Origin of the sequence: Streptomyces virginiae, from assembly GCF_040638905.1 — a bacterium.
Lineage (GTDB): Bacteria > Actinomycetota > Actinomycetes > Streptomycetales > Streptomycetaceae > Streptomyces > Streptomyces virginiae_B.
In genome coordinates this window covers 431,414-455,266 of sequence record NZ_JBEZYV010000002.1, presented here as the reverse complement: position 1 = coordinate 455,266, position 23,853 = coordinate 431,414, and the positions used below count along the sequence as shown (strand labels likewise).

Genomic DNA, 23,853 nt, shown 5'->3' with positions numbered 1-23,853 from the left:
CCCTGCTGCGGGGCAGGGCGAGGCTAGGGGCGGTGAGTTAGCCGCCGGTTATGCTCCGTGCGGCCGGCCCGGTCGCCGGGCACCGGCGCCCGCCCCTCCTCCAGGGAGAGCGCGAAGAGCCGTACGAGCGGGTGGAACAGGTAGCAGGGCTGCCCCCACTCGTCCGCGCCGCTGACCTCCAGCAGGGCCGCGTCGGCGAGCGCCTCCAGCAGCCGCTCGGCCTCGGCCTCCGGCAGGTCCAGCGCCGTCGCCGCCTCGGCGGCCGGGAACGGCTCCGGGCCCAGCGCGGCCAGCGCCGGGAACACCGCCCGCACCTCGGGCTCCAGCGCGCGCCAGGACGGCAGCAGGGAGGTGTGCACGTCCATGTCGCCCGAGTGCAGCTCCCGCAGCCGGGTGACGGGGTCCGCCAGCCTGCGGGCGAGCCGGTCGGGGGTGCAGTGCGGCCGGGCCGCGATCCGGGTACCGACGATCCGCAGCGCCAGCGGCAGGCCCGCGCAGTGCTCGACGATCGCGGAGGCGGCGCGGGGAGCGCCCGCCACCCGGGCCGGGCCTGCCGCCGCGGCGAGCAGCTCCAGGGAGTCCCGCGGCTCCAGGGGCCCGAGGGCAACGGTGTGCGCTCCGGCCACGGTGGGCAGGGCCGTACGCCCGGTCACCAGCACGGCCGGCTCCGGGGTGTTGGGCAGCAGCGGACCGAGCTGGGCGGCTCCCGAGGCGTTGTCCAGCACGATGAGCAGCTGCCTGCCCCGGGTCCGCTCCCGGTAGAGGCGCACCAGCTGGTCCTGGTCGTCGGTTACCGGTACGTCGTCCATCGGGCCGAGCGCCCGCAGCAGACGGCGCAGCACCCGGGCCGGGTGCCGCGGCGTGCCGTCCGCGGCGCGCAGGTCGGCGTACAACTGGCCGTCGGGGAAGTGCCGCTGGCAGCGGTGGGCCGCGTGGACGGCCAGAGCGGTCTTGCCCAGCCCAGCCATGCCGGTGACCAGGACCCGGCGGGGCCGTCCGGCGCCCTGCCCGTCGGGGGCCAGGGCGCGGCACACCAGTTCCAGCTCCGGCCCCCGCCCCGTGAAGTCGACGGTGTCCGGGGGCAGCATGGCCGGAGTCCCGGCCGACGGTCCGGCGGCCCGCGGCCGGGCGCCCGCCCGTACGGCCGGGGCGGAGCCCGGCCACCGGTCGAGCGTCCCGTCCAGCAGCGCCCGGTAGGTGGCCCGGAGTTCCTCGCCGGGATTGACCCCGAGCTCGTCCGCGAGCACCGCCCGGCCGTGGTGGTACAGGTGGATGGCGTCCGCCTGCCGTCCGGACCGGCACAGGGCCGTCATCAGCTGGCACCGGATGCGCTCGCGCAGCGGGAACTCGGCGACGAGACCGGTCAGTTCACCGGTGATCTGCTCGTGCCGGCCGAGGGCCAGGTCCGCGGCGATGCGGTGCTCCAGGGTCACGGCCCGCGCCTCCGTCAGCCGCGGGGCCTCGGCGTCGGCGAGGTATTCCGTGGCGTTCGCGAAGGGCTGCCCGTTCCACCGGGCCAGGGCGTCGCGCAGCAGCTCACCGGCACGTGCGAAGTCCTCTTTGACCAGTGCCTCGCGGCCGCCGAGCGCCAGCTTCTCGAATTCGTTCAGGTCGACGGTCGCATTACCGATGCTCATGGCATATCCCGGCGGTCTGCGATCGATCATTACTTCGTCGCCGAGAATCTTGCGCAGGCGCGAAATATAGGTGTAGAGCTGTGCGCTGACGGTGGCCGGGGGTGCCCAGCCCCACAGCAGCCGGCACAGCCGCTCGTCCGACACGACCTCTTCGCGGGCCAGGAGGAGCGCCGCGAGCACGGTGTGCAGCTTCGCCCCGGAGAACGCGACCCGGTGGCCGTCCCGCCGTACCTCTACTGGCCCGAGCACTCGGAATTCCATGTACCGCCCCATCCGTGATTCCTGAGAAGAATCTTCGAACGAAGCTAGAGGAGTCCGTTGTCCCCTCGATATCGTGTCGATTTCGCGGGGGGCTCGGGTCACGAAATCGATGGAACACGGAAGAGAAAGGAGCCGTCCCTACTGTTCCATTCGTGCCGCAGCAAGCGGTGCAGAGATGATCCACCGAGAGGGGAATCCGAGATGCGCAGCACCCGGACGGCGAAGACGACGGCCGCTTGCCTGGTCGTTCTTGCGGGGATGTTCGTGGGCACCGGGGCCGCCTCGGCCGGCACGGCGCAGGCCGGCACCAGCGTCCAGGCGGACGACATGCCCTGGGGCGTCGTCAAGCCGCTGCACCCCTCGCACCCGGGCTCCGCCGGCACGAACGGCGACATGCCCTGGGGCTGACCGCTCGCCGGCCCCCCCACCCACGCCCCGCTCCGCTCCGCCGCACCACCGCACCACGGCAGAACGGCAGCACGGCACCACCGCACCCTTGCGGATCCGCACCACCGCACCACCGCAGCCCCGCAACGTCCGCGCATTCCGCAGCGGCGGCCCGATCCGTACCGGACGGGCGTCAGTTCGCCGGATGCGCCAGCAGCTCCGTCAGTTCCTCCGGAGTGAAGGAACGATGCGGCAGCCCTCCGGGCCCCCCACCGCCCGGTGCCTCCTCACCCCCCGCATCCTGCACGGCCGCCAGCAGCCGGCCCGCCTGCGCCCGCCAGGGCTGCGCGCCGACCTCGCCGAAGCCGGCACAGGCCCGCCGGAACCTCTCCGCCGCCTCCCCGCAGCGGCCCCCCAGCGCGTCCACGCACCCGAGGTCCGTCTCCACCCGGGCGTACAGGAACCGGTCCGCCAGCTCGTCAGTGATCTCCAGGGCCTGCCGCAGCGTGTCCCCCGCCGCCTGCAGCAGGCCCTGGCTCCACTGCGTCTGCCCGAGGCCCCGCAGCGCGTGGGCCTCACCGACCCGGTCGCCCTCTCCGCGGGTCAGCCGCAGCACCGCACCGAAGGCCTCGGCCGCCTCGCCGAGATCCCCCGCGCGCAGCCGCACCTCGGCCAGCCGGTACACGCTCTGGGCCTCCGCCCGCACCGAGCCGGTACGCCGGCTGAGCGCCACCGCCTCCTCCGCCAGCGGCAGCGCGCCGCCCACGTTGCCCCGGTCCAGCTCGATCTGCGCCTGGAAGCCCAGCAGATGGGCCTCATTCCCGATGTCCCCGGACTCGTGGAAACCGCTGAGCGCCGCCTCGCAGTACTCCAGCGCCCGCTCCCAGTCGCCCTGGAACCGCGCGCACATCGCCAGGTTCCGCTGGGCGAGCGCCGCCCCGCCCAGGTCACCGGTGTTGCGCAGCAGCCGCAGCGCGGCCATGTTCCAGCCCTCGGCCTGCTCGTAGCGCCGCTGGTAGATCGCCAGCGACCCCAGGAGCCGCAGCATCGTCGCCTCGCCCGGCTCGTCGCCGGCCCGCCGGGCCGAGGCCAGGGCCAGCTCGGCGCTGCGCTGCCAATCCTCCAGGTAGTTCTTCGTCTCGAAGTGCGGCACCGCGCTCTCGGTCAGCATCCAGGCGTAGCCGGCCCGGCCCGTCTCCGCCGCCTGCGCCACCACGTCGGTCACCGCCGTGCGCTCCGACTCGAACCAGTCCATCGGCGAGCCCAGCAGCTCGTCGGCGAGCTCGCCCAGGAAGCCGGGGGCGGGCGCGGCCGCCCGGCCCACCGGGAAGTCCCGTCCGTCGATCCGCCGGTGGGCCTCCTCGGCCAGCCAGAGCCAGGCGCCGAAGGCCCGCTCCAGCGCGCCGTCCGTCTCCCCCTCCGGCTCGTCCGACTCCGCCCGCTCCCGGGCGAACAGCCGCAGCAGGTCCTGGAAGCGGTAGCGGGCCGCCCGGCCCGGCGCCGCCTCGGCCACCTCCAGCAGCTGGGCGTCGACCAGGTGGTCGATCAGCTCCTCCGCGTGCCACACGCTGGTGTCCAGCACGGCCGCCCCCGCCCACGCGGCGAAGTCCGCCGTGCGCAGCAGCCCGAGGCGCCGGTACATCCGGGCCGCCTCCGCCGGCAGGTCCCGGTAGGTCAGCCGGAAGCCGGCGCGCACCCCGCCCTCGCCCGGGCTCAGCACGTCGAGCCGGGACCGGTGGTCGCGCAGCCGTTCCACCAGGCTGCGCACGCTCAGGTTGGGCTTGGCCGCCAGCCGAGCGCCGGCGATCCGCAGCGCCAGCGGCAGGCAGTCACACAGTGCGCCGAGCTGCTCCACCGCCACCGGGTCGCTGCCGAACCGGTCCGCCCCGGCGAGCTTGATCAGCAGGGCCGTCGCCTCGGCCGGCTCCAGCATCCGCAGCCGGATGCTGAGCGCCGTGTAGTCCCCGGTCAGGTCGCCCAGGTTCTCCCGGCTGGTGGCCAGCACCACGCTGCGTCCGCCGCCGGGCAGCAGGGGTCTGAGCTGGTGGAAGGAGCGTACGTTGTCCAGGACGATCAGCGTCTTGCGGGTGCTGAGCAGGCTCCGGAAGAGCGAGGCCCGCTCGTCGGGATCGGCCGGGACCTGGGGTGCGGCGATCCCGAGGGCGCGCAGGAAGCGGTCGAGCACGGCGGCGGGGGACACCGGCGCCTGCTCCTCGTCGTAGCCGCGCAGATCGGCGAAGAGCTGGCCGTCGGGGAACTGGTCCGCGACCTGGCTCGCCCAGTGCACCGCCAGCGCCGTCTTGCCCACGCCGCCCACGCCCACGATCGTCGCCAGCGCCGGGGTGTGGGGGCTGTACGGCTCCTTCAGCAGCCGGTCCAGCGAGGCCATCTCGCGCTGCCGCCCGGTGAACGCCATGACGCCCGCGGGTAGTTGCGCCGGGATCGTGTGCACGGCGGCCGGCGCGGGGGCGACCACGGCCGGGGGGCGGGTCAGTTCCGGCGAGTCCCGCAGGATCAGGTCGTGCAACTGCCGCAGCCCCGGACCGGGTTCGATCCCGAGCTGCTCGGTCAGTAACCGGCGGCCGGCCAGGAACACGTCGAGGGCCTCGGCCCGCTGGCCCGAGCGGTAGAGGGCCAGCATGAGGTGCTCGCGGCACTGCTCACGCAGCGGGTGCCGCGCCACCAGCTCGGTGAGTTCGCCGGTGAGTGCGCGGTGGCGGCCCAGCTGGAGCATCAGCCCCGCGCGCTCCTCGATGAGCGTGAGCCTCGTCTGTTCCAGCCGCGTCGCCTCCGCCTCCAGACGGGAGCCGGGCGTCTCGTCGAGGGCCGAGCCCCGCCAGATGCTCAGCGCCTCCTCGAACAGCGTGCACGCCTCTTCGGTGCGGCCGTGCCGGGCGGCGTCGCGGCCCTGGTCGGCCCGCTCCAGGAACTCCTGGACGTCGATGCGGTGCTCTCCCTTGGCCAGCAGGTAGCCCGGGGGAGAGGTGATCAGCAGATCGGTCACCCCGGCCTGCTTGAAGGTCTTGCGCAGGGTGGCCACGCAGATGGCGATCTGGTTCCGCGCCGTCGCGGGAGGAGAATCCGGCCAGACGGCGTCCACCAGGGTGTCCACCGAGACGACGCGGTCCGCATAGAGAACCAGCATCGCGAGGACCGTCGCCTGGCGCCGGCCGTTGATGCGCAAGGGGCCGTCATCGGCCTGGACGAGCAGCGGCCCCAGCAGTCTGAAGACAAACCGATTCAACAGGTCCCCCGGCCTTTGAAACCCCCGCGCGTCAGGCGCGAACGGTACCGCAAAGACGATTCCTCGGTGCAGTCAACTCTTGGGAAAGACGTCGGCTGTTTCAGGCCGCCTTGTCCGTGTGGCGTGAGGGCCGAGCCGGCTCCTCACGGAGAGTCGCCGGTGCCGACCGAGGACAGCGCGCCCGACAGTCCCCGAATGATCTCGGCCGTTCGCCGCACCTCCTCCTCGCCGCCCAGGCTCTCGCACAGGTGCCGGGCCGATTCGGCCAGACTGGAGTCGATCTCCCGCTTCGCGGCCGCGCCCCGCTCGGTGGCGGCGAGCAGTTTCGCCCGCCGGTGCGCCGGATTGTCCAGGTAGACCGCCAGCCCCTGCCGTACGAGCAGGTCGGCTATGCGCTGCACGCTCTGCCGGGTGGTCCCCACCCGCCGGGCCACCTCGGAAACCGACAGGGACTCGTCGGTCACCGTGCTCAGGACCTGCCAGCGCGCCGCGCTCAGACCCGACGACAGCGCCAGCCGGTCGACGGCCGCGGTGAACCGGCCGTTCAGACGGAAGACGGCCACGGCGGCCCGGCTGAACGCCTCGGCCTCCCCGGACTCCGCTGTACGCGTCAACGCCGGTCCCCTTCCGTACGTCTTCCGGGTCGCTGCACGATAACAGCGCGTGGTCACGCGCACGAGAGCCGTGCGGAGCCGGAGCGGAGGTAGCGGGCCGGGCTGGTCCGTTGGCAGTCCCGTGGCCGCCAAAACTTCCCAGTAAGTGTGCCAATGGCCCTGGTCATCGGGGTCGAGTTGAGCCAGTGGGCCCTCGGGTGCTTATCTGTGTCGTATCCATGTACTTACGGCGCCGCGCAGCGCCGGACGGCAACGAGGCCGTTTCCGGAGCGCGGCGCCTTTGCCGTGCCCGTCCGCCGCCCACCACCCCCGGGCGGTGCCGGCCCGGCGCGCACCACTCCAGGGGGGCGGCACACCGCTGTGAAGAGGATGTTCGTAGCTCCGGATCCGGGGCGTCTGAGGCTCAGGAACGCGGCCCGCGCGGTGATCGGCGTCGGCGCCGCCGTCGCCCTCGCCGAACTGTGCGGTCTCTCCCTGACCGCCTCCATCACCGGCGGACTCGCGGCCCTGCTCGCGCTCTTCACCGTCACCGATCCGACCGTGCGCCGCCAGGCCGTCACCACCGCCCTCCTGCCCGCCGCCGGATTCCCGGTCCTGGCCCTGGCCACCGCCCTGCACGGGGTGACCCCGCTCCGGGACGCCGCTTTCGTCCTCGTCGTCTTCTGCGGCGTCTACGCCCGCCGATGGGGCCCGCGCGGACACGCGCTCGGCATCTTCGCGTTCATGAACTTCTTCATCACGCAGTTCCTGCACGCACTGCCCGCCCAGCTCCCCGAGCTGTACGCCGCCGTCGGGCTGGCCCTGGCCGCGTCCGCCGCGGTGCGGTTCCTGCTCTGGCCCATCGAGCGGCGCACCCCGCCGCCCGCCGCCCCCGCGCCGCTGCCCGGCCGGGGCCTGGCCAGGCACACCACCCGCCAGGCCTTCCAGGCGACCGCCGCCTGCGCCGTCGCGCTCGCCGTCGGCCAAGTGCTCTCCGAGGACCGCTGGTACTGGGCGGTCGGCACCGCCTGGTGGATCTTCGTCAACACCGCCTCACGCGGCGAGACGCTGGTCCGCGGCTTCCGCCGGGTGCTGGGCACCGTCGTCGGGGTGGCCGCCGGCGTACTGATCGCCCTCCCGCTGGACGGTGCGCCCCTGCCCACCGCCCTCCTCGTCGCCGCCTGCGTCTTCGGGATCTTCTACACGGCCGCCGTCTCGTACAGCTGGATGATCCTGGCGGTCACCCTGATGGCCGGGCTGCTCTACGGCCTCCTCGGCGTGCTCGACCCCGGCCTGCTCGTGCTGCGCCTGGAGGAGACGGCCGTCGGCGCCGCCTGTGCCGCGCTGGCCGTCGTCCTCGTCCTGCCCGTCACCACCCACGCCACGAACGACGCCTGGATCCAGCGCGCCCTGCACTGTGTGCACGCGGCCACCGCTCAGGCCACCGCCCGCCTCGCCGGCTCCCCGACCGCCGATCCCGCCCCGCACGCCGCGCAGCTGGAGACCCTGCTGGCCCGGGTCCGGATGGCGCTCGCGCCGCTGGTCCACCCGCTCAGCCCGTTCCGCGCGCGCAAGGCCCGCGCCGGCCAGGTCATCGCCCTGCTGGACGACTGCGCCCGCGAGGTGCGCGGCCTGGTGACCGTCGCCGCCGACCCGGACGCCGGCCACGACGCCCGCCTCGCCGCCGCCTGCTGGCGCGTCGAGGCGGCGGTACAGGCGCTGACCGCGGGCGAGCGGGAACTCGAAGGACCCGCGGCGGCGGGCACCACCGCCGCGCCCGCCGGCACGGCCGAGCCCGCGCTCGCCCACCTCCAGGGCCTGGAGCGGGCCCTCACCGAACTGGCCACCCCGCTGGGCAGCGACCCGAAGGCGCCGTTCGTCATCAGCGCCTGAACAGCCCGCCCCAGGCCGCCCGCCCCGCAGGCGGCCGGCCGGGGCTGTGCACCACTCCCAGGGCCTGGGTGGCCCGGGTCAGCGCCACGTACAGGTCGCTCGGCTCGAACTCGGCCGGCTCCACCACGAGCACCGTGTCGAACTCGAGCCCCTTGGCCTGCCGCGGATCCAGCAGGACGACCTTCTGGGCCAGATCGGGCTCCGCGCCCTCCCGTGCCCCCGGCAGAACGGCCGCCAGCGCCGCGTGCCGCTCCCGCGGCGCGATCACCGCGAGCCGCCCCTCGGCCGGCCGGTCCCGCTCCACGGCCTCCGCGACCGCCCCGGCGAGGTCCGCGGCCGCCCGCGCCCACGGCCGCACCCCGGTGGCCCGGACCGACCGCGGCGGCTCGAAGCCGGGATCGCGCATCCGCAGCACGGCCGCCGCCACCTCCATGATCTCGGCCGGCGTGCGGTAGTTGACCTCGAGCCGGACCAGCTCCCAGCGCGCGCCGACGTAGGGCGACAGGATCCGCTCCCAGGACCCGCAGCCCGCCTCGTCACCGGTCTGCGCCGGATCCCCGACCAGCGTCATCGAACGGGTCGGGCAGCGGCGCATCAGCAGCCGCCACGCCATCTCCGACAGCTCCTGCGCCTCGTCCACGATGACGTGCCCGAAGGCCCAGGTGCGGTCGGCCGCGGCACGCTCGGCGGTGCTGCGGTGGTCGGCCTCCTCGTGGCGCTCCGCCATCCGCTCGGCGTCGATGATGTCGTGCGCCGCGAGGTACTCGTTCTCCTCGTCCTCGAACTCGTACGACTGCGAACCCGCGGACACGTCCAGCACCCCCTGCGCGTAGGCGATGCGCCGCTGCCGCTGCCGCTCCTCGGCGGCGCGCAGCGCGCTGTCGTCCTCGCCGAGCAGTTCGGCCGCCTCGTCCAGGAGCGGTACGTCGGCCGGGGTCCAGTCGGGCCGGGCCGAGGGCGCACGCCGGATCAGCCGGACCTCGTCCGCGGGCAGGTGCGTGGGGTCCGCCAGGAAGTCGGCGATCAGCCGCTGCGGGGTGAGGGAGGGCCACAGCGAGTCGATGGCCGCGTGCACGGCACGGCTCGTCGCGATCTCCTTGCCGAGCTGGGCGACGTCGTCCGGGCCGAGCAGGTTCGGACCGCCGTACGGATCGGCGCCGAGGCGGTCGGCGAGCTGCGCGGTGAGCGCGTCGATGATCCGGAAGGCGAAGGCCGGACGCGCCTGGTTGTGCGGCAGCCCGGTGGCCCGGGCCCGGTCCCGCGCCTCGTGGGCCATCGTGCGGTCCAGCAGCAGGGTCCCGTCCGTCGTGGTCGATCTCCAGCGCGGCCTCGGGGACGGTGTCGTACTCCTCGCCGGTGTCCGCCGGCACGTGTTCCGGCAGGCGCTGCCGGTCGGCCACGACCCGGGCGAGGACCTGCGCCATCGAGGCGCGGCCCTTCACGGCGGCGGCCCCGGGGCGGTCGGTGCCGGTGGCGTGGACCCCGGGGAACAGCTCGCCGGGGGTGGACAGCAGCACGCCCGTCTCGCCGAGCGCCGGCAGCACCCCGCCGATGTAGCCCAGGAAGGCCGGACCCGGGCCCACGATCAGCACCCCGCGCTTGGCGAGCAGCTCGCGGTGGGCGTACAGCAGGTACGCCGCGCGGTGCAGCGCGACCGCGGTCTTGCCGGTGCCGGGCCCGCCCTCGACGACCAGCACCCCGCGGTGCGTGGAACGGATGACCCGGTCCTGTTCGGCCTGGATGGTCCGCACGATGTCGTGCATGCGGCCGGTCCGGGCGGCATCGAGCGCGGCCAGCAGCACGGCGTCCGCGTCGGCGCCCTCGTGGCCGGTGCGCTCCGCGTCGGTCAGGTCGAGGATCTCGTCGTGCAGGGCCGTGACCACCCGGCCCCGGCTGCTGATGTGCCGGCGGCGGCGCAGCCCCATGGGGGTGTGCCCGGTGGCGAGGTAGAAGGGGCGGGCGGCCTCGGCCCGCCAGTCCAGGACCAGCGGGGTGCGTTCCGTGTCGTCGGCGCGGATCCCGATGCGGCCGATGTGGTGGTCGCCGCCGTCGGAGAACTCCAGACGCCCGAAACAGAGGCCGTTCTCACCGGCATTCAGGGCGGACAGCAGACCGGACTGCTCGGCCACCAGGACATCGCGCTCCAGGCGCGCCTGAAAACCGGTTCCGACGTCCCGCAACGCCCCTTCGACCGCCTGTTCGGCCTGGTCGCGCAGGTCGTCGAGGCGCCGATAGAGATCGGTGATGAATTGCTGCTCTTTCCGGAATTCCTCGGTTGACAATTGCACTCCTGCCGCGATAGAGTCTCCTCGTAATCTTTTCGCGCCTCGCTCGAAGTGAAGTCGCGAAATCATCAATATACGCCTTCTGCTCCCTCGGCAACGAATTCGGCCGGGGGATTTTTTGCGTACGGTGGATCTCATGACCACCGCACACGGCCCGGCCGACGGAATCGTCTACCGCCTCGCCCGCCCCGAGGACGCGGGCGCCATCGAGGCCCTGGACAGTTCCTTCACCACCCCCACCGTCTTCGAGGCGACCGCCTCCGGCGACGGCTGGGGCTTCCTGCTCCGCGAGGTCCCCGTGGACCCGCCCGTACGCAAGGTGTTCCCGCCGGAGGAACACGACGAGCAGGGGTTCGCCGGCGCCCGCGGCCCCGACGTGGACGCGGACGCGCGCACCTTCGTGGCCCTCGACGGCGACGAGCTGTGCGGGTTCGCCGCCGTCGGCTACGCCGCGTGGAACCGGCGGCTGACCATCGAGGACATCGAGGTCGCGCCCGGCCACCGGGGCCGCGGGATCGGCAGCGCCCTGATGGAGCGTGCCGCCGCATTCGCCCGCGAGCGGGGAGCGGAGCACCTCTGGCTGGAGGTCAGCTCGGTCAACGCCCCCGCCGTGCACGCCTACCGGCGCATGGGATTCACCTTCTGCGGCCTCGACACCGCCCTCTACGGCGGCACGCCCTCCGCGGGCGAGCAGGCGCTGTTCATGAGCCGCCCCTGCCGCTGACGCGCAGGAGCCGCGCACGCTTGCCGCGCACCCCGGGCACGGGGGCGCCCGACACTCCGTCAGTTCCCCGAACGCGCCGGATCCTACGCGTTCACGCCCCCTGCCCGCAGCCCGATCCATGATGACCACCCGGAGGAGTGTTCCGGGAGCCCATGCCGCACGCCGCTGACCTGCGGCAGGTACAACGGGTAATTGTTTACTGCACATTCATCCGGCACGTACACGGTGGATCTGGTCGGACAGGGGGTAACCCGCCGGAATGGAAATTCTTCAACAGCGCTCCACCACCGCACAGGTGTGGCAGGCGGCCGAGGAGTTCATCCGACTCTTCCACCGGGAGAACGCCGGCGCGGGTGACCCGCGCGCCCGGCTCGCCGTCGTGAGGGCGGAGCTCGCGGACACCGGTACCTACGTGCAAACGCCCGCGGAGCTGGTCCACGGAGCGCGCGTGGCCTGGCGCAACAGCAACCGCTGCATAGGCAGGCTCTACTGGAACTCGCTGCGGGTCCGCGACCGCCGAGGGCTCACCGACGCCGACGCGATCGCCGCCGAGTGCTTCGACCACCTGCGCGAGGCCACGAACGGCGGCCGCGTCAGGCCCACCATCACCGTCTTCGCCCCCGAGACCCCGGACCGGCCGGGGCCGGTGATCTGGAGCGAGCAGCTCGTCAGGTACGCCGGCTACGGCGACCACCCCTCCATAACCGTCGGCGACGCCCGCAACGCCCCGCTGACCGGGGCCCTTCTGCAGCTCGGCTGGTCCGGCGGCGCCGGTACCCCCTTCGACCTCCTTCCCCTGGTGGTCCAGGGGGTCGACGACAAGCCCCGGTGGTTCGACACCCCCGCGGACGCCGTACTGGAGGTGCCGATCGACCACCCCGACGGCGACGGTTGGGCCGACTGGCGCCTGCGCTGGCACGCCGTACCCGCCATCTCCAACATGTGCCTGGAGATCGGCGGCATCCACTATCCGGCCGCCCCCTTCAACGGCTGGTACATGGGCACCGAGATCGGCGCGCGCAACCTCGCCGACACCGACCGCTACAACCTTCTGCCCGCCGTCGCCCGCCGCCTGGGTCTGGACACCTCCAGCGACCGCTCCCTGTGGAAGGACCGCGCCCTCGTCGAGCTCAACCGGGCCGTCCTGCACTCCTTCGACCGTGCCGGGGTCACCATCGCCGACCACCACAGCGAGTCCCGGCGCTTCCTCTCCCACATGGAACGGGAGGAGCGCAAGGGGCGCGAGGTGGGCGCGGACTGGTCATGGATCGTGCCGCCGATCTCCGGCTCCGCCACCCCGGTCTTCCACCGCACCTACGAGGACCGCCCCAGCAGCACGGCCTACGTCCACCACCGCGGCGCGCAGGAACGGGCCCAGGGACGGGACTTGGTCTAGACCTTCTGTTACCGTCGGCTCCGGACGGATCCGACAGCGGTGAGAGGGTTTCCTGTGGGCGGCGCTGACAGCAAGGACCCAAGCGGCGAACACCGGGCCTACATCGGCTCCTTCACCTCGGGGGGCGGCCGCGGTGTGACCATCGCGGCCGTGGAACCGAAGACCGGGGCGCTGACCCCGCTCGCGGTCGCCACCGCCGAGGATCCGTCGTACCTCGCCCTCGCCCGGGACACCGGCGTCCTCTACGCGGTGAGCGAGACCGAGCGGGGCGAGGTCGCCGCCTTCCGGCCCACCGCCGGGGGCCTCGCCCCACTGGGCGCCCCCGTGCGCGTCGGCGGCTCCGCCCCCACCCACGTCAGCGTCGCCGGCCGCCGCCTCTTCACGGCCAACTACACCTCGGGCAGCGTCAGCAGCATCGCGCTGGCCGCCGACGGCAGCCCGGCCGGACCGGCCCGCGTCCTCCCGCACCGGGGCTCCGGCCCCGACACCGCACGGCAGGCGGGTCCGCACGCCCATCAGGTGCTGCCCGACCCGACCGGCCGCTGGGTGCTCAGCGTGGACCTCGGCACAGACTCGGTACGGGTCTGTGTGCCGGACGCGGTCACGGGCGAGCTGCGGGTGCATGCCGAGACGCCGCTGCGCGCCGGGACCGGGCCGCGCCACCTGGCCTTCCACCCGGGGGGCGGCGCCGTCTACGTCCTGCACGAGCTGGAGCCGCAGGTGACCGTCTGCCGCTGGAACGGCGCATCGGGGCACCTGCAACCGGTCAGCGAGGTTCCGGTCGCCTCCTCGGGGGCTTCAGGCCCCGTACGGGCGTACCCCTCGGCGGTCGTGGCCGCGCCCGACGGGCGGTTCGTCTGGGCGGCCGTCCGCGGGGCCGACGTGATCGTCACCCTGTCGCTCGCCGACGGCCCCGGGAAACCGCGGCTCACCGGCACCGTCGACTGCGGCGGCACATGGCCCCGGGACCTCACCGCGGACGCCGCGGGGAGCCGCCTCTACGCGGCCAACGAGCACTCGGGCGACGTCACCTGGTTCGACGTGGACCCGCTGACCGGCCAGCCCCATCGGGCGGGCTCGCTGGCCGTGCCCGCCGCCACCTGCGTGGTCCTCGGCTGACCGGACCCGGTCGGGTCCGCGAAGTCCCGCCTGCGCGGCGCGGTCCGGCACGCTCCCGAGGCCCGGACGACGCGAAGGCCCCCGCCCACCGGGGAAACCGGTGTCGGCGGGGGCCTTCGCGTCGTATCGGGCGGATCAGCGCGCAGGGGAGCCCTGCGGGATCCCCAGAGCCGCGGTGTACTGCGCGACGGCCAGCTTGCCGAGCGCCGGGTAGGCGCCGAGCACCTCGGCGGTGGCGCAGTCGGCCTCCTTGCAGGCGGTGTCCAGCAACCCGTCCGCGGCCTCCGGGCCGATCAGGTACGGGGCGAGCGCGAGCTGCGTGGAGCCCTCGCGGCGCAGCTGCTCGGCGACCGCGGCCACCGAGCCCTCCTGGTCCAGCGCGGCGGCCTGGACGGGCACGGCGAGCCGGGCGGCGAGCAGCATGCCCGTGATCCCGGCGGCCTGTACGGCCTCCTCGCCACCGGTGGTCGCCAGGACGATGCCGTCGGCGGCGGTGGTCACGGTGAAGAGGCGGGCGCGGTCGGCGCGGGCCAGGCCGGCTTCGGAGAGGCGCACGTGCAGGCCCTCGGCCAGCAGCGGGTGCGGGCCGAGGACGTCGGCCAGTTCGGCGGCGGCGGAGGAGTCCATCAGCGCCTGGCGCATCCGGCGCAGCAGGTCGCTGTCCGGACCGGCCAGCAGCGGGACGACCACCGCGTCCGGGCCGGTCTGCTCGTGCACCTCGTGGCCGGCGGCGCGCGCGAACTCCGCACGCGCGGTCCGGTCGGCCGCGACGGCGCTCAGCACGCCGGACAGGGACGGGAACTCGGAGGCGTCGTCACCCTCGAGGAAACCGATGCGGGCGTCGAGGCCCGGCAGCTCGGAGCGGCCGATGCTGATGATCTCTTCCGCCAGCCCCCGCGAGGCGGCAGAGGGCCCACCGGGCACGGCGAGCACCAGCGCGGGCGCGCCCTCGGGCGCCGCCGCGGGCTCGGGCCGGCGGTGCCGTCCGGTCGGGCGGGGTCGCGGCATTCGTACGGGCAGGCCATTTGCGGGGCCAGTGGGGGAGCTCATGGCGCCGCATGCTACTGGCTTATCGGAACAAGGTGTTCGGGCAGGGCCTTCTCGTGCCGCATCTGTCCGTATTTATCCGTTGAATTGCAGATACGCTCAACTGACGGACGGCAAGCGCCAGTCCACAGGCTGTGAACCCTGGCGCACCAGCAGCTCGTTCGTCCTGCTGAACGGCCGCGACCCGAAGAATCCGTAATCCGCCGACTTGGGGGAGGGGTGCGAGGACTCCACCACCGGCAGGTCACCGAGGAGGGGCCGCAGGTTGCGGGCCGCCCGGCCCCACAGGATGGAGACCAGCGGCTTGCCCCGGGCGGCCAGGGCCCGGATCGCCTGGTCGGTGACCGCCTCCCAGCCCTTGCCCTGGTGCGCGTTCGACCGGCGGGGCGCCGTCGTGAGCGAACGGTTGAGCAGCAGCACGCCCTGCCGGGTCCACGGGGTGAGGTCGCCGTTCGCGGGCCGGCCGGTCCCCATGTCCCGGTGCATCTCCAGGAAGATGTTGTCCAGGCTCGGCGGCACCGGCCGCACGTCGGGCGCCACCGAGAAGGACAGGCCCACCGCGTGCCCCGGGGTGGGGTACGGGTCCTGGCCGACGATGAGGACCTTGACTTCGTCGAAGGGCTGCTGGAAGGCGCGCAGCACATTGGCCCCGGCGGGGACGTACGTCCTCCCCGCCGCGATCTCGGCTCGCAGGAAGTCGCCCATCGCGGCGATCTGCGTCGCCACCGGCTCCAGAGCACGGGCCCAGCCCGGCTCGACGATCTCGTTCAACGGTCGTGCTGCCACGGTGGATCACTCTACTGGCCGATCGTCGCCGCCCGCACGCACAGGACGTCGGGCAGGTGCTCGGCGAGCAACTGCCAGCTGTCGCCGTCGTCGTGGCTGGCGTACAGCTCGCCGTTGCGGTTGCCGAAGTAGACGCCCGCCGGGTCCGCGTCGTCCGTGCAGAGCGCGTCGCGGAGCACCGTGCCGTAGTGGTCGGAGTCCGGCAGCCCGCGCGTCAGCGGCTCCCAGGTGGCGCCCGCGTCCTCGGTACGGAAGACCCGGCACCGGTGGTCGGCCGGGACCCGGTCGGAATCGGCGTTGAGCGGGAAGACGTAGGCCGTGTCCGGCCGGTGCGGATGGGCCGCCACCGCGAAGCCGAAGTCGGAGGGCAGCCCGCCGCCGATGTCGGTCCAGCGGGCCCCCGCGTCGTCGCTGCGGTAGACGCCCCAGTGGTTCTGCAGGTACAGCCGGTCCGTGTCGCCTGCGTCCCGGGCGATCTTGTGCACGCACTGGCCGAACTCGGGGTTCGGATCCGGCAGGAACACCGCCGAGACCCCCCGGTTGGACGGCTCCCAGCTGGCCCCGCCGTCCTTGGTCCGGAACACCCCGGCGGTGGAGACGGCCACGGTCACCGCGTCCGGGTCGCGGGGATCGGTGATCACCGTGTGCAGTCCCTCGCCACCGCCGCCCGGGACCCACTTGCCGCGGCTCGGGTGCTCCCACAGCGGGCGGACCAGCTCGAAGGACTCGCCCCGGTCCGTCGAACGGAACAGCGCGGCCGGTTCCGTCCCCGCGTACACCACGTCGGGAGCCTCGGCCCCGGCCGGCTGGAGCTGCCAGACCCGTTCCAGCGAGGCCCCCGTGTCCTGGGGGAACTTCACGGCCGCCCTGGCCGGTTCCCTCCAAGTCGCCCCCAGGTCGTCGGAGCTGAAGACGGACGGACCCCAGTGGGTGCTGTCCCCGCCGACCAGCAGCCGCGGGGCCGGCCCCCGCCGGTCGACGGCGACCGCGTAGACGGCCTGGGCGTTGAAGTGGGGCCCGTCGAACTCCCACGGCCCGTCGCCGCGGCGGCGGCCGATGAACAGTCCCTTGCGGGTTCCCACGAGCAGCAGTACGTCGGCCATGGCCGGCACCTCCGGACCTCGTCGCCTTCTTCGCGGAGCATCTTTCCGGCCAGTCTGCACCCGCCCACCGACAGAGGCCCGGCGGGCGCGGCGCAGCTCACATCGGATGATCTATACCGATCATTTACCACTCGGAAATGATTGCGCCTTGCATAGGGGTGTTCGCGATGGGTTGACTTCAAGCCACTGCTTGCCGCACGTGAGAGGACGTATGTGGCCACCGAGCACCTGTCTCCGCTCGACCTCGCCTTCTGGCGGATGGAAACCGCCGACCACCCCATGCACCTGGGCGCCCTCGCCGTCTTCCGCGCCGCCGGACACCCCGGCTCCGGCGACGGGCACGCCGCGGAGCGCGCTGCCGCGCTCCTGGCCGCACGCTGCGCCGCCGTGCCCGGCCTGCGCCGCCGGATCCGGGACGTACTGCTGCCACTCGGCGCGGCCGCATGGTCGCCGGACCCCGGCTTCGACCCGGCACGGCACGTCTTCCTCGTCCGCACGGACCGCACCCGCGTGCACGAGCTCGCCGGGCCGCTGATGGCCCGTCCGCTGGACCGGGAGCTGCCGCCCTGGGAGGCGCACGTGCTGGCCGGGCCGGATCCGGACACCTTCGCCGTGCTCTTCAAGTTCCACCACGCCCTCGCCGACGGCCTGGGCGCCCTCGCCCTCGCGGCGGCACTGTTCGACGAGGTCCCCGGGCCGCGGGCGCCCGTGCGCCCGGTCCCCGGACAGCGGGCCGGCTCCGTCCTGAGCCGTCTCCCCGGAGCCCTGGCCGCCCGGGTCCAGGGCGTCGGCCAGGCCCTGGAGATCGGCGCCGCCATGGCCCGCGGCGGACTGCCGCTCGGGGTCCCGGCCGCGCTGACGGCCGACCCGGCCGGCGCGGGCACCCGTACCGTCGCCGGTCTCGCCCTCGACCTGGACGAGGTCAACCTGATCCGCAAGGGGGCCGGCGGCACCGTCAACGACGTGCTGATCACCCTGGTCGCGGGCGCCCTGCGGCGCTGGCTGGCGGAACGCGGCGACCCCGAACCCCTGGGGGCCGGGCCGCGGGCCCTGATCCCCGTGTCCCGCCGCCGCGGGCCCCGGGGCGGCGCAGGCGCCGGGAACCGGCTCTCCGGCTACCTGCTCCGGCTGCCGCTGGCCGAGCCCGACGCGCTGCGCCGGCTGGACCACGTACGCGCCGGCATGGACCGCAACAAGGACGCCGGACCGGCCCGGGGCGCGGGAGCCGTCGCCCTCCTCGCCGACCACGTCCACCCCCTCGGCCACCGGCTCGGCGGCCCCCTCGTCGCCCAGGCGGCCCGGCTGCTCTACGACATCCTCGTCACCAGCGTCCCCCTGCCCGGCCTCACCTTCTCCCTCGGCGGCAGCCGGGTCCACGAGGTCTACCCGCTCGCCCCGCTGGCCCGCGGCCAGTCCCTTGCGATCGCCGTCTCCACCTACAAGGGGACCGTGCACTACGGGCTGGTCGCCGACGCGGCAGCCGTTCCGGACCTGGCGGCGCTGGCGGGCGCGCTGCGCGCGGAGCTCGACGCACTTGTACGGGAGGTCTCGTAGTACGAGAGGATTCGTAGTATGGTGATCCTCGTACTTAGCCGCCGATCCCGGCGCGCCCGGTGACCTCTGGAGAGCCCCGATGAGTGCTGCCCCCGCCGTACCCGCCGCTTTCGCCGCCCTGTTCGAGCCGTACACCCTGCGATCGGTCACCGTCCCGAACCGGGTGTGGATGGCCGCGATGTGCCAGTACAGCGCCGAGGCCTTCGGGCCGGACGCCGGTGTCGCCCACGACTGGCACTTCGCCCACTACGCCGCCCGCGCGGTCGGCGGCACCGGCCTGATCATCCAGGAGGCCACCGCGGTCTCCCCGGAGGGCCGGATCTCCCCGTACGACCTCGGCATCTGGAACGACACCCAGGTCGAGGCCCTGCGCCGGATCACCGGCTTCCTCAAGGCTCGGGGAACCGTCCCGGGCATCCAGATCGCCCACGCCGGCCGCAAGGCGTCCACCGACCGGACCTGGAAGGGAGGCGCACCCGTCGGCGCCGACGCGCACGGCTGGCAGCCGGTCGCCCCCAGCGCCGTGCCGTTCGCCGAGAGCCACCCGGTGCCGCACGAGCTGACGGCCGATGAGATCGCCGAGATCACCGGGCAGTTCGCGGCCGCGGCGGAGCGGGCGCTCGCCGCCGGCTACGAGGTCGTCGAGATCCACGGAGCCCACGGCTACCTCATCGGGGAGTTCCTCTCCCCGCACAGCAACAGGCGCACCGACGCCTACGGCGGCTCCTTCGAGAACCGGACCCGCTTCGCCCTCCAGGTCGTGGACGCCGTCCGGGCGGTGTGGCCCGAGGAGCTCCCGCTGTTCTTCCGCATCTCCGCCACCGACTGGCTGGAGGAGGAGGGCTGGACCGCCGACGAGACCGTGCGTCTGGCCCGGCTCCTGGAGGAACACGGCGTGGACCTCCTCGACGTCTCCACCGGCGGCCTCGCCCCCGGGGTGGACATCCCGCTCGGCCCCGGCTACCAGGTGCCGTTCGCCGCCCGGGTGAAGGCCGAGACGACCCTTCCCGTGGCCGCCGTCGGCCTGATCACCGAGCCGGAGCAGGCCGAGAAGATCCTGGCCAACGGCGAGGCCGACGCGGTCCTGCTGGGCCGCGAGCTGCTGCGCGACCCGTACTGGGCCCGGCGCGCGGCCGATGAGCTGGGCGCGGAGATCCGTACGCCCGAGCAGTACCACCGATCCTGGTGACGGCGCTGCGGCCGCGGCCCGGAGCCGCGGCCGCACCATGCGTTCCCGCCGATTTCCCCGAGCCCCACGTCTCCTTCGACGACTCTCGTACCATGGGGGCCCGGGACCAAGCCGAGTGAGCGGAGCAGGGACATGACGGATCGGGACACCTCCCGCACCCTGGCCCACCCGGAGGCGGCCGAGATCCGCCTGGAGGGCGTGCTGCACGCCCTCTCCGACCCGGTGCGGCTCTCCATCGTCCTGGACCTGGCCGGCTCGGCGGACGACCTGGCCTGCTCGCACTTCGACCTGCCGGTCACGAAGTCCACGACCACCCACCACTTCCGCGTCCTGCGGGAGAGCGGCGTCGTTCGCCAGGCCTACCGGGGCACCACCAAGCTCAACGCCCTGCGCCGGGACGACCTCGAGGCGCTCTTCCCCGGCCTCCTCGACAGCATCCTGACGGCGGCCGCGGCCGAGTCGTCCCGGCTCACCCGCGTGACGACCGGCGCCTGACGCCCCACCGGGGGCCGGCCAGATCCGGAAGCCGGGCCCTGGCCCGTGCCGCCCTTACTCCTGCCCGCGGAGTCCCGCCTGCCCGGCGCGCCCGCCCCTTCGGGCGGCCGGCGCCGCTTTGCGGACCCCCCCGTAAGGGGGGTGTCTCTCGCCGATCACGCCGGCCCCGCGGCGCCCGGCGTGATCCAAAGACACCCAAGGGCTGTCCCGTAGTCCCCGGCGGGCCCATGACGACAGCTACGGCACCCCGCCGCGCTGTCGGAACGCCTGGATACGCCCGGCATCAGGACGCTCCTCCGCCTTGCGGCGTACCGCATCTGACGCCGCGCGCTGGTCCACCGGAAAGTACGGGACAGCCCTTCCCTCCTCCGCCTTGCGATCGTACGCACCAGGCCCCGCCGGCCCCGCCCCTCGGGCGGCCGACGCTACTGTGACGACACTCCCCGGCCCGTGCCCCGCAGCCCGGCCGCGCCCAACAGGCCCGGCCAGTCCGGGATCTTGACCGAGCGGCGGCCCAGGGAGCGTCCCAGGTCCGCCTCGGCCGACTCGATGGCCAGCCAGCCCGGCCACTCCACCGGGCTCAGGCCCGCCGCGCGCAGGGCGTCCAGCGGGTCCCCGGGCAGCTCGCGACGGGCCAGCGCCCCCGCGTCCTGGAGCAGCGAGGACGCGGTCTCCTTCGCGCAGGGGCGGTTCGTTCCGATCACCCCGGTCGGGCCCCGCTTGATCCAGCCCGCCACGTACTCGCCGACCGAGGCACGGCCCGCGCGCAGCACCCGTCCCGCCGCGTGCGGAACCGTGCCCTTCGCCGGGTCGAAGGGCAGCCCGGGCAGGGGCACGCCCATGTACCCCACCGAGCGCAGTACCAGTTGCGCCTCGACGTCCTCGTGGACACCCGTCCCGGTCACCCCGCCGCGGCCGTCGGGGGCGGTCCGCTCGAAGCGCACCCCGGCGACCCGCCCGTCGGGCCCGCCGAGGATCTCCACGGGGCGCAGGTAGAACCGCAGCGCGATGCGGCGCGGCCCCTCGGCCGGAGCCTGCCCGGCCCAGCCGCGCAGCACCTCCAGATTGCGCCGCGCCACCGCCGGCAGCGCGGCGGCCGCGCCCGGATCGGCGTACAGGGGGTCCAGCGCCAGCTCGGCCGGGTCCGCCCAGGCGTCCACGCCCGGCAGCGTGCCCAGCTCCCGCAGCTCCTTGGTGGTGAACTTGCCCTGCGACGGCCCGCGGCGGGCCACCATCGACACCCTGCGCACCCCGCTGTCCGCGAGCGCGCCGAGCGCCGGCTGCGGCATGTCCGTCGGGGCCAGCTCGGCCGGGCCGCGGGCCAGGATCCGGGTCACGTCCACCGCGACGTTGCCCGCCCCGACCACCACAGCCGCGTCGGCCCCGGGCAGGTCGAAGACCTCGGCGGCGGCGTCCGGGTGCCCGCTGTACCAGGACACGAAAGCCGTCGCGGAGTGCACCCCGGCCAGTTCCTCACCGGGGATCCCCAGCATCCGGTCCCGCGCCGCGCCCACGCAGTACACGACCGCGTGGTACAGGTCCAGCAGCCGCTCCGCGGGCAGGGCGGGCCCGCCGACCTCGATGTTCCCGAGGAAGCGGATCCGCTCGTCCTGAAGGACGGTGCGCAGGCTGCCCTGCAGTGACTTGATCTTCTCGTGGTCCGGCGCGACCCCGTAGCGCACGAGCCCGTACGGGGCGGGGAGCCGGTCCAGTACGTCCACCCGCACACCCGGCACCTCGCGCTGCTGGACCAGCGTCTGGGCCGCGTAGACCCCGCTGGGGCCCGATCCGACGACGGCGACACGAAGCACGGCGGAACTCCTCCCGCAGGTGGTCCCAGCATGACACCGGCCCTGGCGTCAGTCAGCCCATCGCGCGCATCCGGTGGATCTCGGCGCTCTGGGTGGCCACCACCTCGTTGGCCATCTCCTCGACGGCCAGGTTGTTCCCGCCGGCCAGCGCCTCGCCCGCCATCGTCAGGGCCCCCTCGTGGTGAGCGGTCATCAGCGTGAGGAAGAGCCGGTCGAAGTCGGCGCCCCTGGCGTCGGTGAGCTCCTTGAGCTGCTGTTCGGTCGCCATGCCCGGCATCGAACCGTGGTCCTGGGCATGGCCGTGGCCGTGACCGGTGGAGGGTCCGCCGGTGCCCGCCGACGGTGCCGGGTGGCGGGCCAGCCACTTCTGCATCGCGCCGATTTCGGGCTTCTGGGCGGCCGTGATCCGCTCGGCGAGCCGCTTGACCGGATCGGCCGAGGCCCGCTCGGGTGCCAGCGCGCTCATCGTCAGCGCCTGCCGGTGGTGTTCGATCATCCGCTGCACGTAGGAGTGGTCGGCGGCGTTCGGGCTGTCGTCGGGTTTCGCCTTGGCGGCCTGTTCGGGGGTCAGGGTGCGTGACTTCTCGCCCGGCCGGCCCGGCGCGACGATCGGGGCCCGCCCGTCGTCGGCCCGGTCCGCCCCGTCGTCCTGGCAGGCGGTGAGTGTCAGCAGGAGGCCGGCGGTCGCCATCGCCGCGGCGAACCGGAGGGGCCGCACGGTCGAGGCCTCGCGGCCCCGGGGGTCTTTTGCCATGTCCATGAAGGGAAGATACTGCCGGGGTCCTGGTTCCGTTCCCCCGCGGAAGGAACCGATCGGGCTCCCATGGGAGGCACAGTGACCTCGCTACACACCAGGAGAGCGCACAAGAGGAGGGTGGGGGTGGTCGCAACAGCGGCCGGACTCCTCACGACCCTCCTGGCCGCCGGACCGGCGGCGGCCACCCCCGACCCGGGCGACTTGGCGCCCGGCCACGGCAACCACCAGAGCGCCGCCCCTTCCGACGGCGGGGAACTCGCCCCGGGCGGCATCCCCGGCCAGGACGAGATCGTGCACAGCGCCAACATCAAACCCTTGGCCAACATCCCCTCCACCGACCCCACGGTGATCAACTCGGACATCGCGTTCCAGGGCAGGTACGCCTACGCGGGCAGCTACAACGGCTTCACGATCTACGACATCGCCAACCCGCAGGCGCCGAAGAAGGTCACCGAGGTGCTCTGCCCCGGCGGGCAGAACGACATCTCCGTCGACGGCGACCTGCTCTTCCTCTCCACCGACTCCTCCCGCAGCGACGACTCCTGCAACAGCGTCTCGCAGCCGGCGACGGAGAAGTCCTCGTGGGAGGGCATCAAGATCTTCGACATCAAGGACAAGAAGAACCCCCGCTACATCAAGTCCGTCGAGACGGCCTGCGGCTCCCACACGCACACCCTGGTCCCGGGCCGCAAGGACATCTACCTCTACGTCGCCTCCTACTCCCCGAACGAGGCCTTCCCCGACTGCAAGCCGCCGCACGACGGCATCTCGGTGGTGAAGGTCCCGAAGAAGAGTCCGACGAAGGCCGCGGTCGTGGCCTTCCCGGTGCTCTTCCCCGACGGCGGCAACCCGGGCGCGCCCACCAACCCGGGCGTCTCCAAGACGACGGGCTGCCACGACATCACCGTGCTGCCGTCGAAGGACCTGGCCGCCGGCGCCTGCATGGGCGACGGCATCCTCTTCGACATCAGCAGGCCCGAGCAGCCGCGCGTCATCGACCGGGTGCAGGACAACGTGAACTTCGCGTTCTGGCACTCGGCCACCTTCAACGAGCGGGCGAACAAGGTGGTGTTCACCGACGAACTCGGCGGCGGTGGCGGCGCCACCTGCAACGAGGCCACCGGCCCCGACCGGGGCGCTGACGGGATCTACGACATCACCGGCCGCGGCGACCAGCGCAAACTCGCCTTCCGCAGCTACTTCAAGATTCCGCGCCACCAGGCCGACACCGAGAACTGCGTGGCCCACAACGGCTCGCTGGTCCCGGTCGGCGGCGGCCGCGACATCATGGTGCAGGCCTGGTACCAGGGCGGTGTCTCGGTGTGGGAGTTCACCGACTCCGACCGGCCCAGGGAGATCGCCTACTTCGAGCGCGGACCGCTGACGACGGACCGGCTCGGCCTCGGCGGATCCTGGTCGGCCTACTACTACAACGGGCACATCTACTCCAACGACATCGCCAAGGGCCTCGACGTGCTGCGGCTCGACGACCGGCGCACCGACAGCGCCAAGTGGGTCCGCATGGACCGGCTCAACGTGCAGACCCAGCCCGAATACCACTGAACCGCGTGA

At 73.7% G+C, this 23,853-nt stretch carries 17 protein-coding genes and 1 pseudogene; 9 read left to right on the top strand and 9 right to left on the bottom strand.

Features of this window, described 5'->3' with window-relative positions:
• Window positions 1-23 precede the first annotated feature (23 nt).
• Complete coding sequence (locus AB0F82_RS05590) at window positions 24-1,898, bottom strand: AfsR/SARP family transcriptional regulator (RefSeq protein WP_356811364.1); 1,875 nt, start codon at window positions 1,896-1,898, stop codon at window positions 24-26.
• Between the two features lie 201 nt (window positions 1,899-2,099).
• Between AB0F82_RS05590 and AB0F82_RS05585 the strand changes: the two genes are divergently transcribed.
• On the top strand, window positions 2,100-2,306 hold the full coding sequence (locus AB0F82_RS05585) for a hypothetical protein (RefSeq protein ID WP_356811363.1): 207 nt from the start codon (window positions 2,100-2,102) through the stop codon (window positions 2,304-2,306).
• Window positions 2,307-2,478: 172 nt separating this feature from the next.
• On the opposite strand, the gene AB0F82_RS05580 is transcribed toward AB0F82_RS05585, so the two are convergent.
• Together AB0F82_RS05580 and AB0F82_RS05575 are read right to left on the bottom strand one after the other, a co-directional pair.
• On the bottom strand, window positions 2,479-5,529 hold the full coding sequence (locus AB0F82_RS05580; RefSeq protein ID WP_362624293.1) for an AfsR/SARP family transcriptional regulator: 3,051 nt from the start codon (window positions 5,527-5,529) through the stop codon (window positions 2,479-2,481).
• 143 nt (window positions 5,530-5,672) lie between these two features.
• Window positions 5,673-6,143, bottom strand: coding sequence for a MarR family winged helix-turn-helix transcriptional regulator (locus tag AB0F82_RS05575; RefSeq protein WP_356811361.1), 471 nt, complete (start codon window positions 6,141-6,143; stop codon window positions 5,673-5,675).
• Between the two features lie 369 nt (window positions 6,144-6,512).
• On the opposite strand from AB0F82_RS05575, the gene AB0F82_RS05570 reads away from it, so the two are divergent.
• On the top strand, window positions 6,513-8,015 hold the full coding sequence (locus AB0F82_RS05570) for an FUSC family protein (protein WP_362624291.1): 1,503 nt from the start codon (window positions 6,513-6,515) through the stop codon (window positions 8,013-8,015).
• On the opposite strand, the pseudogene AB0F82_RS05565 reads toward AB0F82_RS05570, so the two are convergent.
• Window positions 8,005-10,297: pseudogene (locus tag AB0F82_RS05565) on the bottom strand (HelD family protein). The gene AB0F82_RS05570 and the pseudogene AB0F82_RS05565 overlap by 11 nt on opposite strands.
• A 139-nt stretch (window positions 10,298-10,436) precedes the next feature.
• On the opposite strand from AB0F82_RS05565, the gene AB0F82_RS05560 reads away from it, so the two are divergent.
• The 3 genes from AB0F82_RS05560 to AB0F82_RS05550 all read left to right on the top strand — a co-directional run bounded on the left by AB0F82_RS05560 (window position 10,437) and on the right by AB0F82_RS05550 (window position 13,539).
• Window positions 10,437-11,024 carry a GNAT family N-acetyltransferase gene (locus AB0F82_RS05560; protein ID WP_356811358.1) on the top strand — a complete coding sequence of 196 codons (588 nt, stop codon included), beginning with the start codon at window positions 10,437-10,439 and terminating at the stop codon, window positions 11,022-11,024.
• Window positions 11,025-11,283: 259 nt separating this feature from the next.
• Window positions 11,284-12,420 carry a nitric oxide synthase oxygenase gene (locus AB0F82_RS05555; protein WP_362624289.1) on the top strand — a complete coding sequence of 379 codons (1,137 nt, stop codon included), beginning with the start codon at window positions 11,284-11,286 and terminating at the stop codon, window positions 12,418-12,420.
• A 54-nt stretch (window positions 12,421-12,474) separates the two neighbouring features.
• A complete protein-coding gene (locus AB0F82_RS05550) occupies window positions 12,475-13,539 on the top strand; it encodes a lactonase family protein (protein ID WP_362624287.1) in 1,065 nt (354 codons plus the stop codon).
• A gap of 135 nt (window positions 13,540-13,674) precedes the next feature.
• Here the strand turns inward: AB0F82_RS05550 and AB0F82_RS05545 are convergent, their stop codons facing one another.
• The 3 genes from AB0F82_RS05545 to AB0F82_RS05535 form a co-directional block, all read right to left on the bottom strand.
• Window positions 13,675-14,589 carry a sirohydrochlorin chelatase gene (locus AB0F82_RS05545; protein WP_362624285.1) on the bottom strand — a complete coding sequence of 305 codons (915 nt, stop codon included), beginning with the start codon at window positions 14,587-14,589 and terminating at the stop codon, window positions 13,675-13,677.
• A 96-nt stretch (window positions 14,590-14,685) separates the two neighbouring features.
• Window positions 14,686-15,372: a uracil-DNA glycosylase gene (locus AB0F82_RS05540; RefSeq protein ID WP_356811354.1), complete on the bottom strand. Its 687-nt coding sequence runs from the start codon at window positions 15,370-15,372 to the stop codon at window positions 14,686-14,688.
• 11 nt (window positions 15,373-15,383) lie between these two features.
• Window positions 15,384-16,475 (bottom strand): WD40/YVTN/BNR-like repeat-containing protein, encoded by a 1,092-nt coding sequence (locus AB0F82_RS05535; protein ID WP_362624283.1) that lies wholly within the window; start codon window positions 16,473-16,475, stop codon window positions 15,384-15,386.
• 213 nt (window positions 16,476-16,688) lie between these two features.
• Here AB0F82_RS05535 and AB0F82_RS05530 point away from each other — a divergent pair, with 213 nt between their 5' ends.
• From AB0F82_RS05530 to AB0F82_RS05520, 3 genes are all read left to right on the top strand, one after another.
• Window positions 16,689-18,029, top strand: coding sequence for a wax ester/triacylglycerol synthase family O-acyltransferase (locus AB0F82_RS05530; RefSeq protein ID WP_362624281.1), 1,341 nt, complete (start codon window positions 16,689-16,691; stop codon window positions 18,027-18,029).
• 79 nt (window positions 18,030-18,108) lie between these two features.
• The gene (locus AB0F82_RS05525; protein ID WP_362624279.1) at window positions 18,109-19,218 is read left to right on the top strand and encodes an NADH:flavin oxidoreductase/NADH oxidase; all 1,110 of its coding nucleotides are present in this window, start codon (window positions 18,109-18,111) and stop codon (window positions 19,216-19,218) included.
• A gap of 132 nt (window positions 19,219-19,350) precedes the next feature.
• Window positions 19,351-19,713 (top strand): ArsR/SmtB family transcription factor, encoded by a 363-nt coding sequence (locus AB0F82_RS05520; RefSeq protein ID WP_356811350.1) that lies wholly within the window; start codon window positions 19,351-19,353, stop codon window positions 19,711-19,713.
• A gap of 425 nt (window positions 19,714-20,138) precedes the next feature.
• Here AB0F82_RS05520 and AB0F82_RS05515 read toward each other — a convergent pair whose 3' ends face one another.
• Window positions 20,139-21,524 (bottom strand): FAD-dependent oxidoreductase, encoded by a 1,386-nt coding sequence (locus AB0F82_RS05515; protein ID WP_362624276.1) that lies wholly within the window; start codon window positions 21,522-21,524, stop codon window positions 20,139-20,141.
• 52 nt (window positions 21,525-21,576) lie between these two features.
• A complete protein-coding gene (locus AB0F82_RS05510) occupies window positions 21,577-22,284 on the bottom strand; it encodes a DUF305 domain-containing protein (protein ID WP_436842040.1) in 708 nt (235 codons plus the stop codon).
• 63 nt (window positions 22,285-22,347) lie between these two features.
• Here AB0F82_RS05510 and AB0F82_RS05505 point away from each other — a divergent pair, with 63 nt between their 5' ends.
• Window positions 22,348-23,844: an LVIVD repeat-containing protein gene (locus tag AB0F82_RS05505; protein WP_356811348.1), complete on the top strand. Its 1,497-nt coding sequence runs from the start codon at window positions 22,348-22,350 to the stop codon at window positions 23,842-23,844.
• The last annotated feature ends 9 nt before the right edge of the window (window positions 23,845-23,853 follow it).

Coding starts and splice junctions, on each gene's coding strand:
- AB0F82_RS05590 (WP_356811364.1), bottom strand. CDS start 1,898: ATGGAATTCCGAGTGCTCGGGCCAGTAGAGGTACGGCGGGACGGCCAC.
- AB0F82_RS05585 (WP_356811363.1), top strand. CDS start 2,100: ATGCGCAGCACCCGGACGGCGAAGACGACGGCCGCTTGCCTGGTCGTT.
- AB0F82_RS05570 (WP_362624291.1), top strand. CDS start 6,513: ATGTTCGTAGCTCCGGATCCGGGGCGTCTGAGGCTCAGGAACGCGGCC.
- AB0F82_RS05560 (WP_356811358.1), top strand. CDS start 10,437: ATGACCACCGCACACGGCCCGGCCGACGGAATCGTCTACCGCCTCGCC.
- AB0F82_RS05555 (WP_362624289.1), top strand. CDS start 11,284: ATGGAAATTCTTCAACAGCGCTCCACCACCGCACAGGTGTGGCAGGCG.
- AB0F82_RS05545 (WP_362624285.1), bottom strand. CDS start 14,589: ATGAGCTCCCCCACTGGCCCCGCAAATGGCCTGCCCGTACGAATGCCG.
- AB0F82_RS05535 (WP_362624283.1), bottom strand. CDS start 16,475: ATGGCCGACGTACTGCTGCTCGTGGGAACCCGCAAGGGACTGTTCATC.
- AB0F82_RS05525 (WP_362624279.1), top strand. CDS start 18,109: ATGAGTGCTGCCCCCGCCGTACCCGCCGCTTTCGCCGCCCTGTTCGAG.
- AB0F82_RS05520 (WP_356811350.1), top strand. CDS start 19,351: ATGACGGATCGGGACACCTCCCGCACCCTGGCCCACCCGGAGGCGGCC.
- AB0F82_RS05510 (WP_436842040.1), bottom strand. CDS start 22,284: ATGGACATGGCAAAAGACCCCCGGGGCCGCGAGGCCTCGACCGTGCGG.
- AB0F82_RS05505 (WP_356811348.1), top strand. CDS start 22,348: ATGGGAGGCACAGTGACCTCGCTACACACCAGGAGAGCGCACAAGAGG.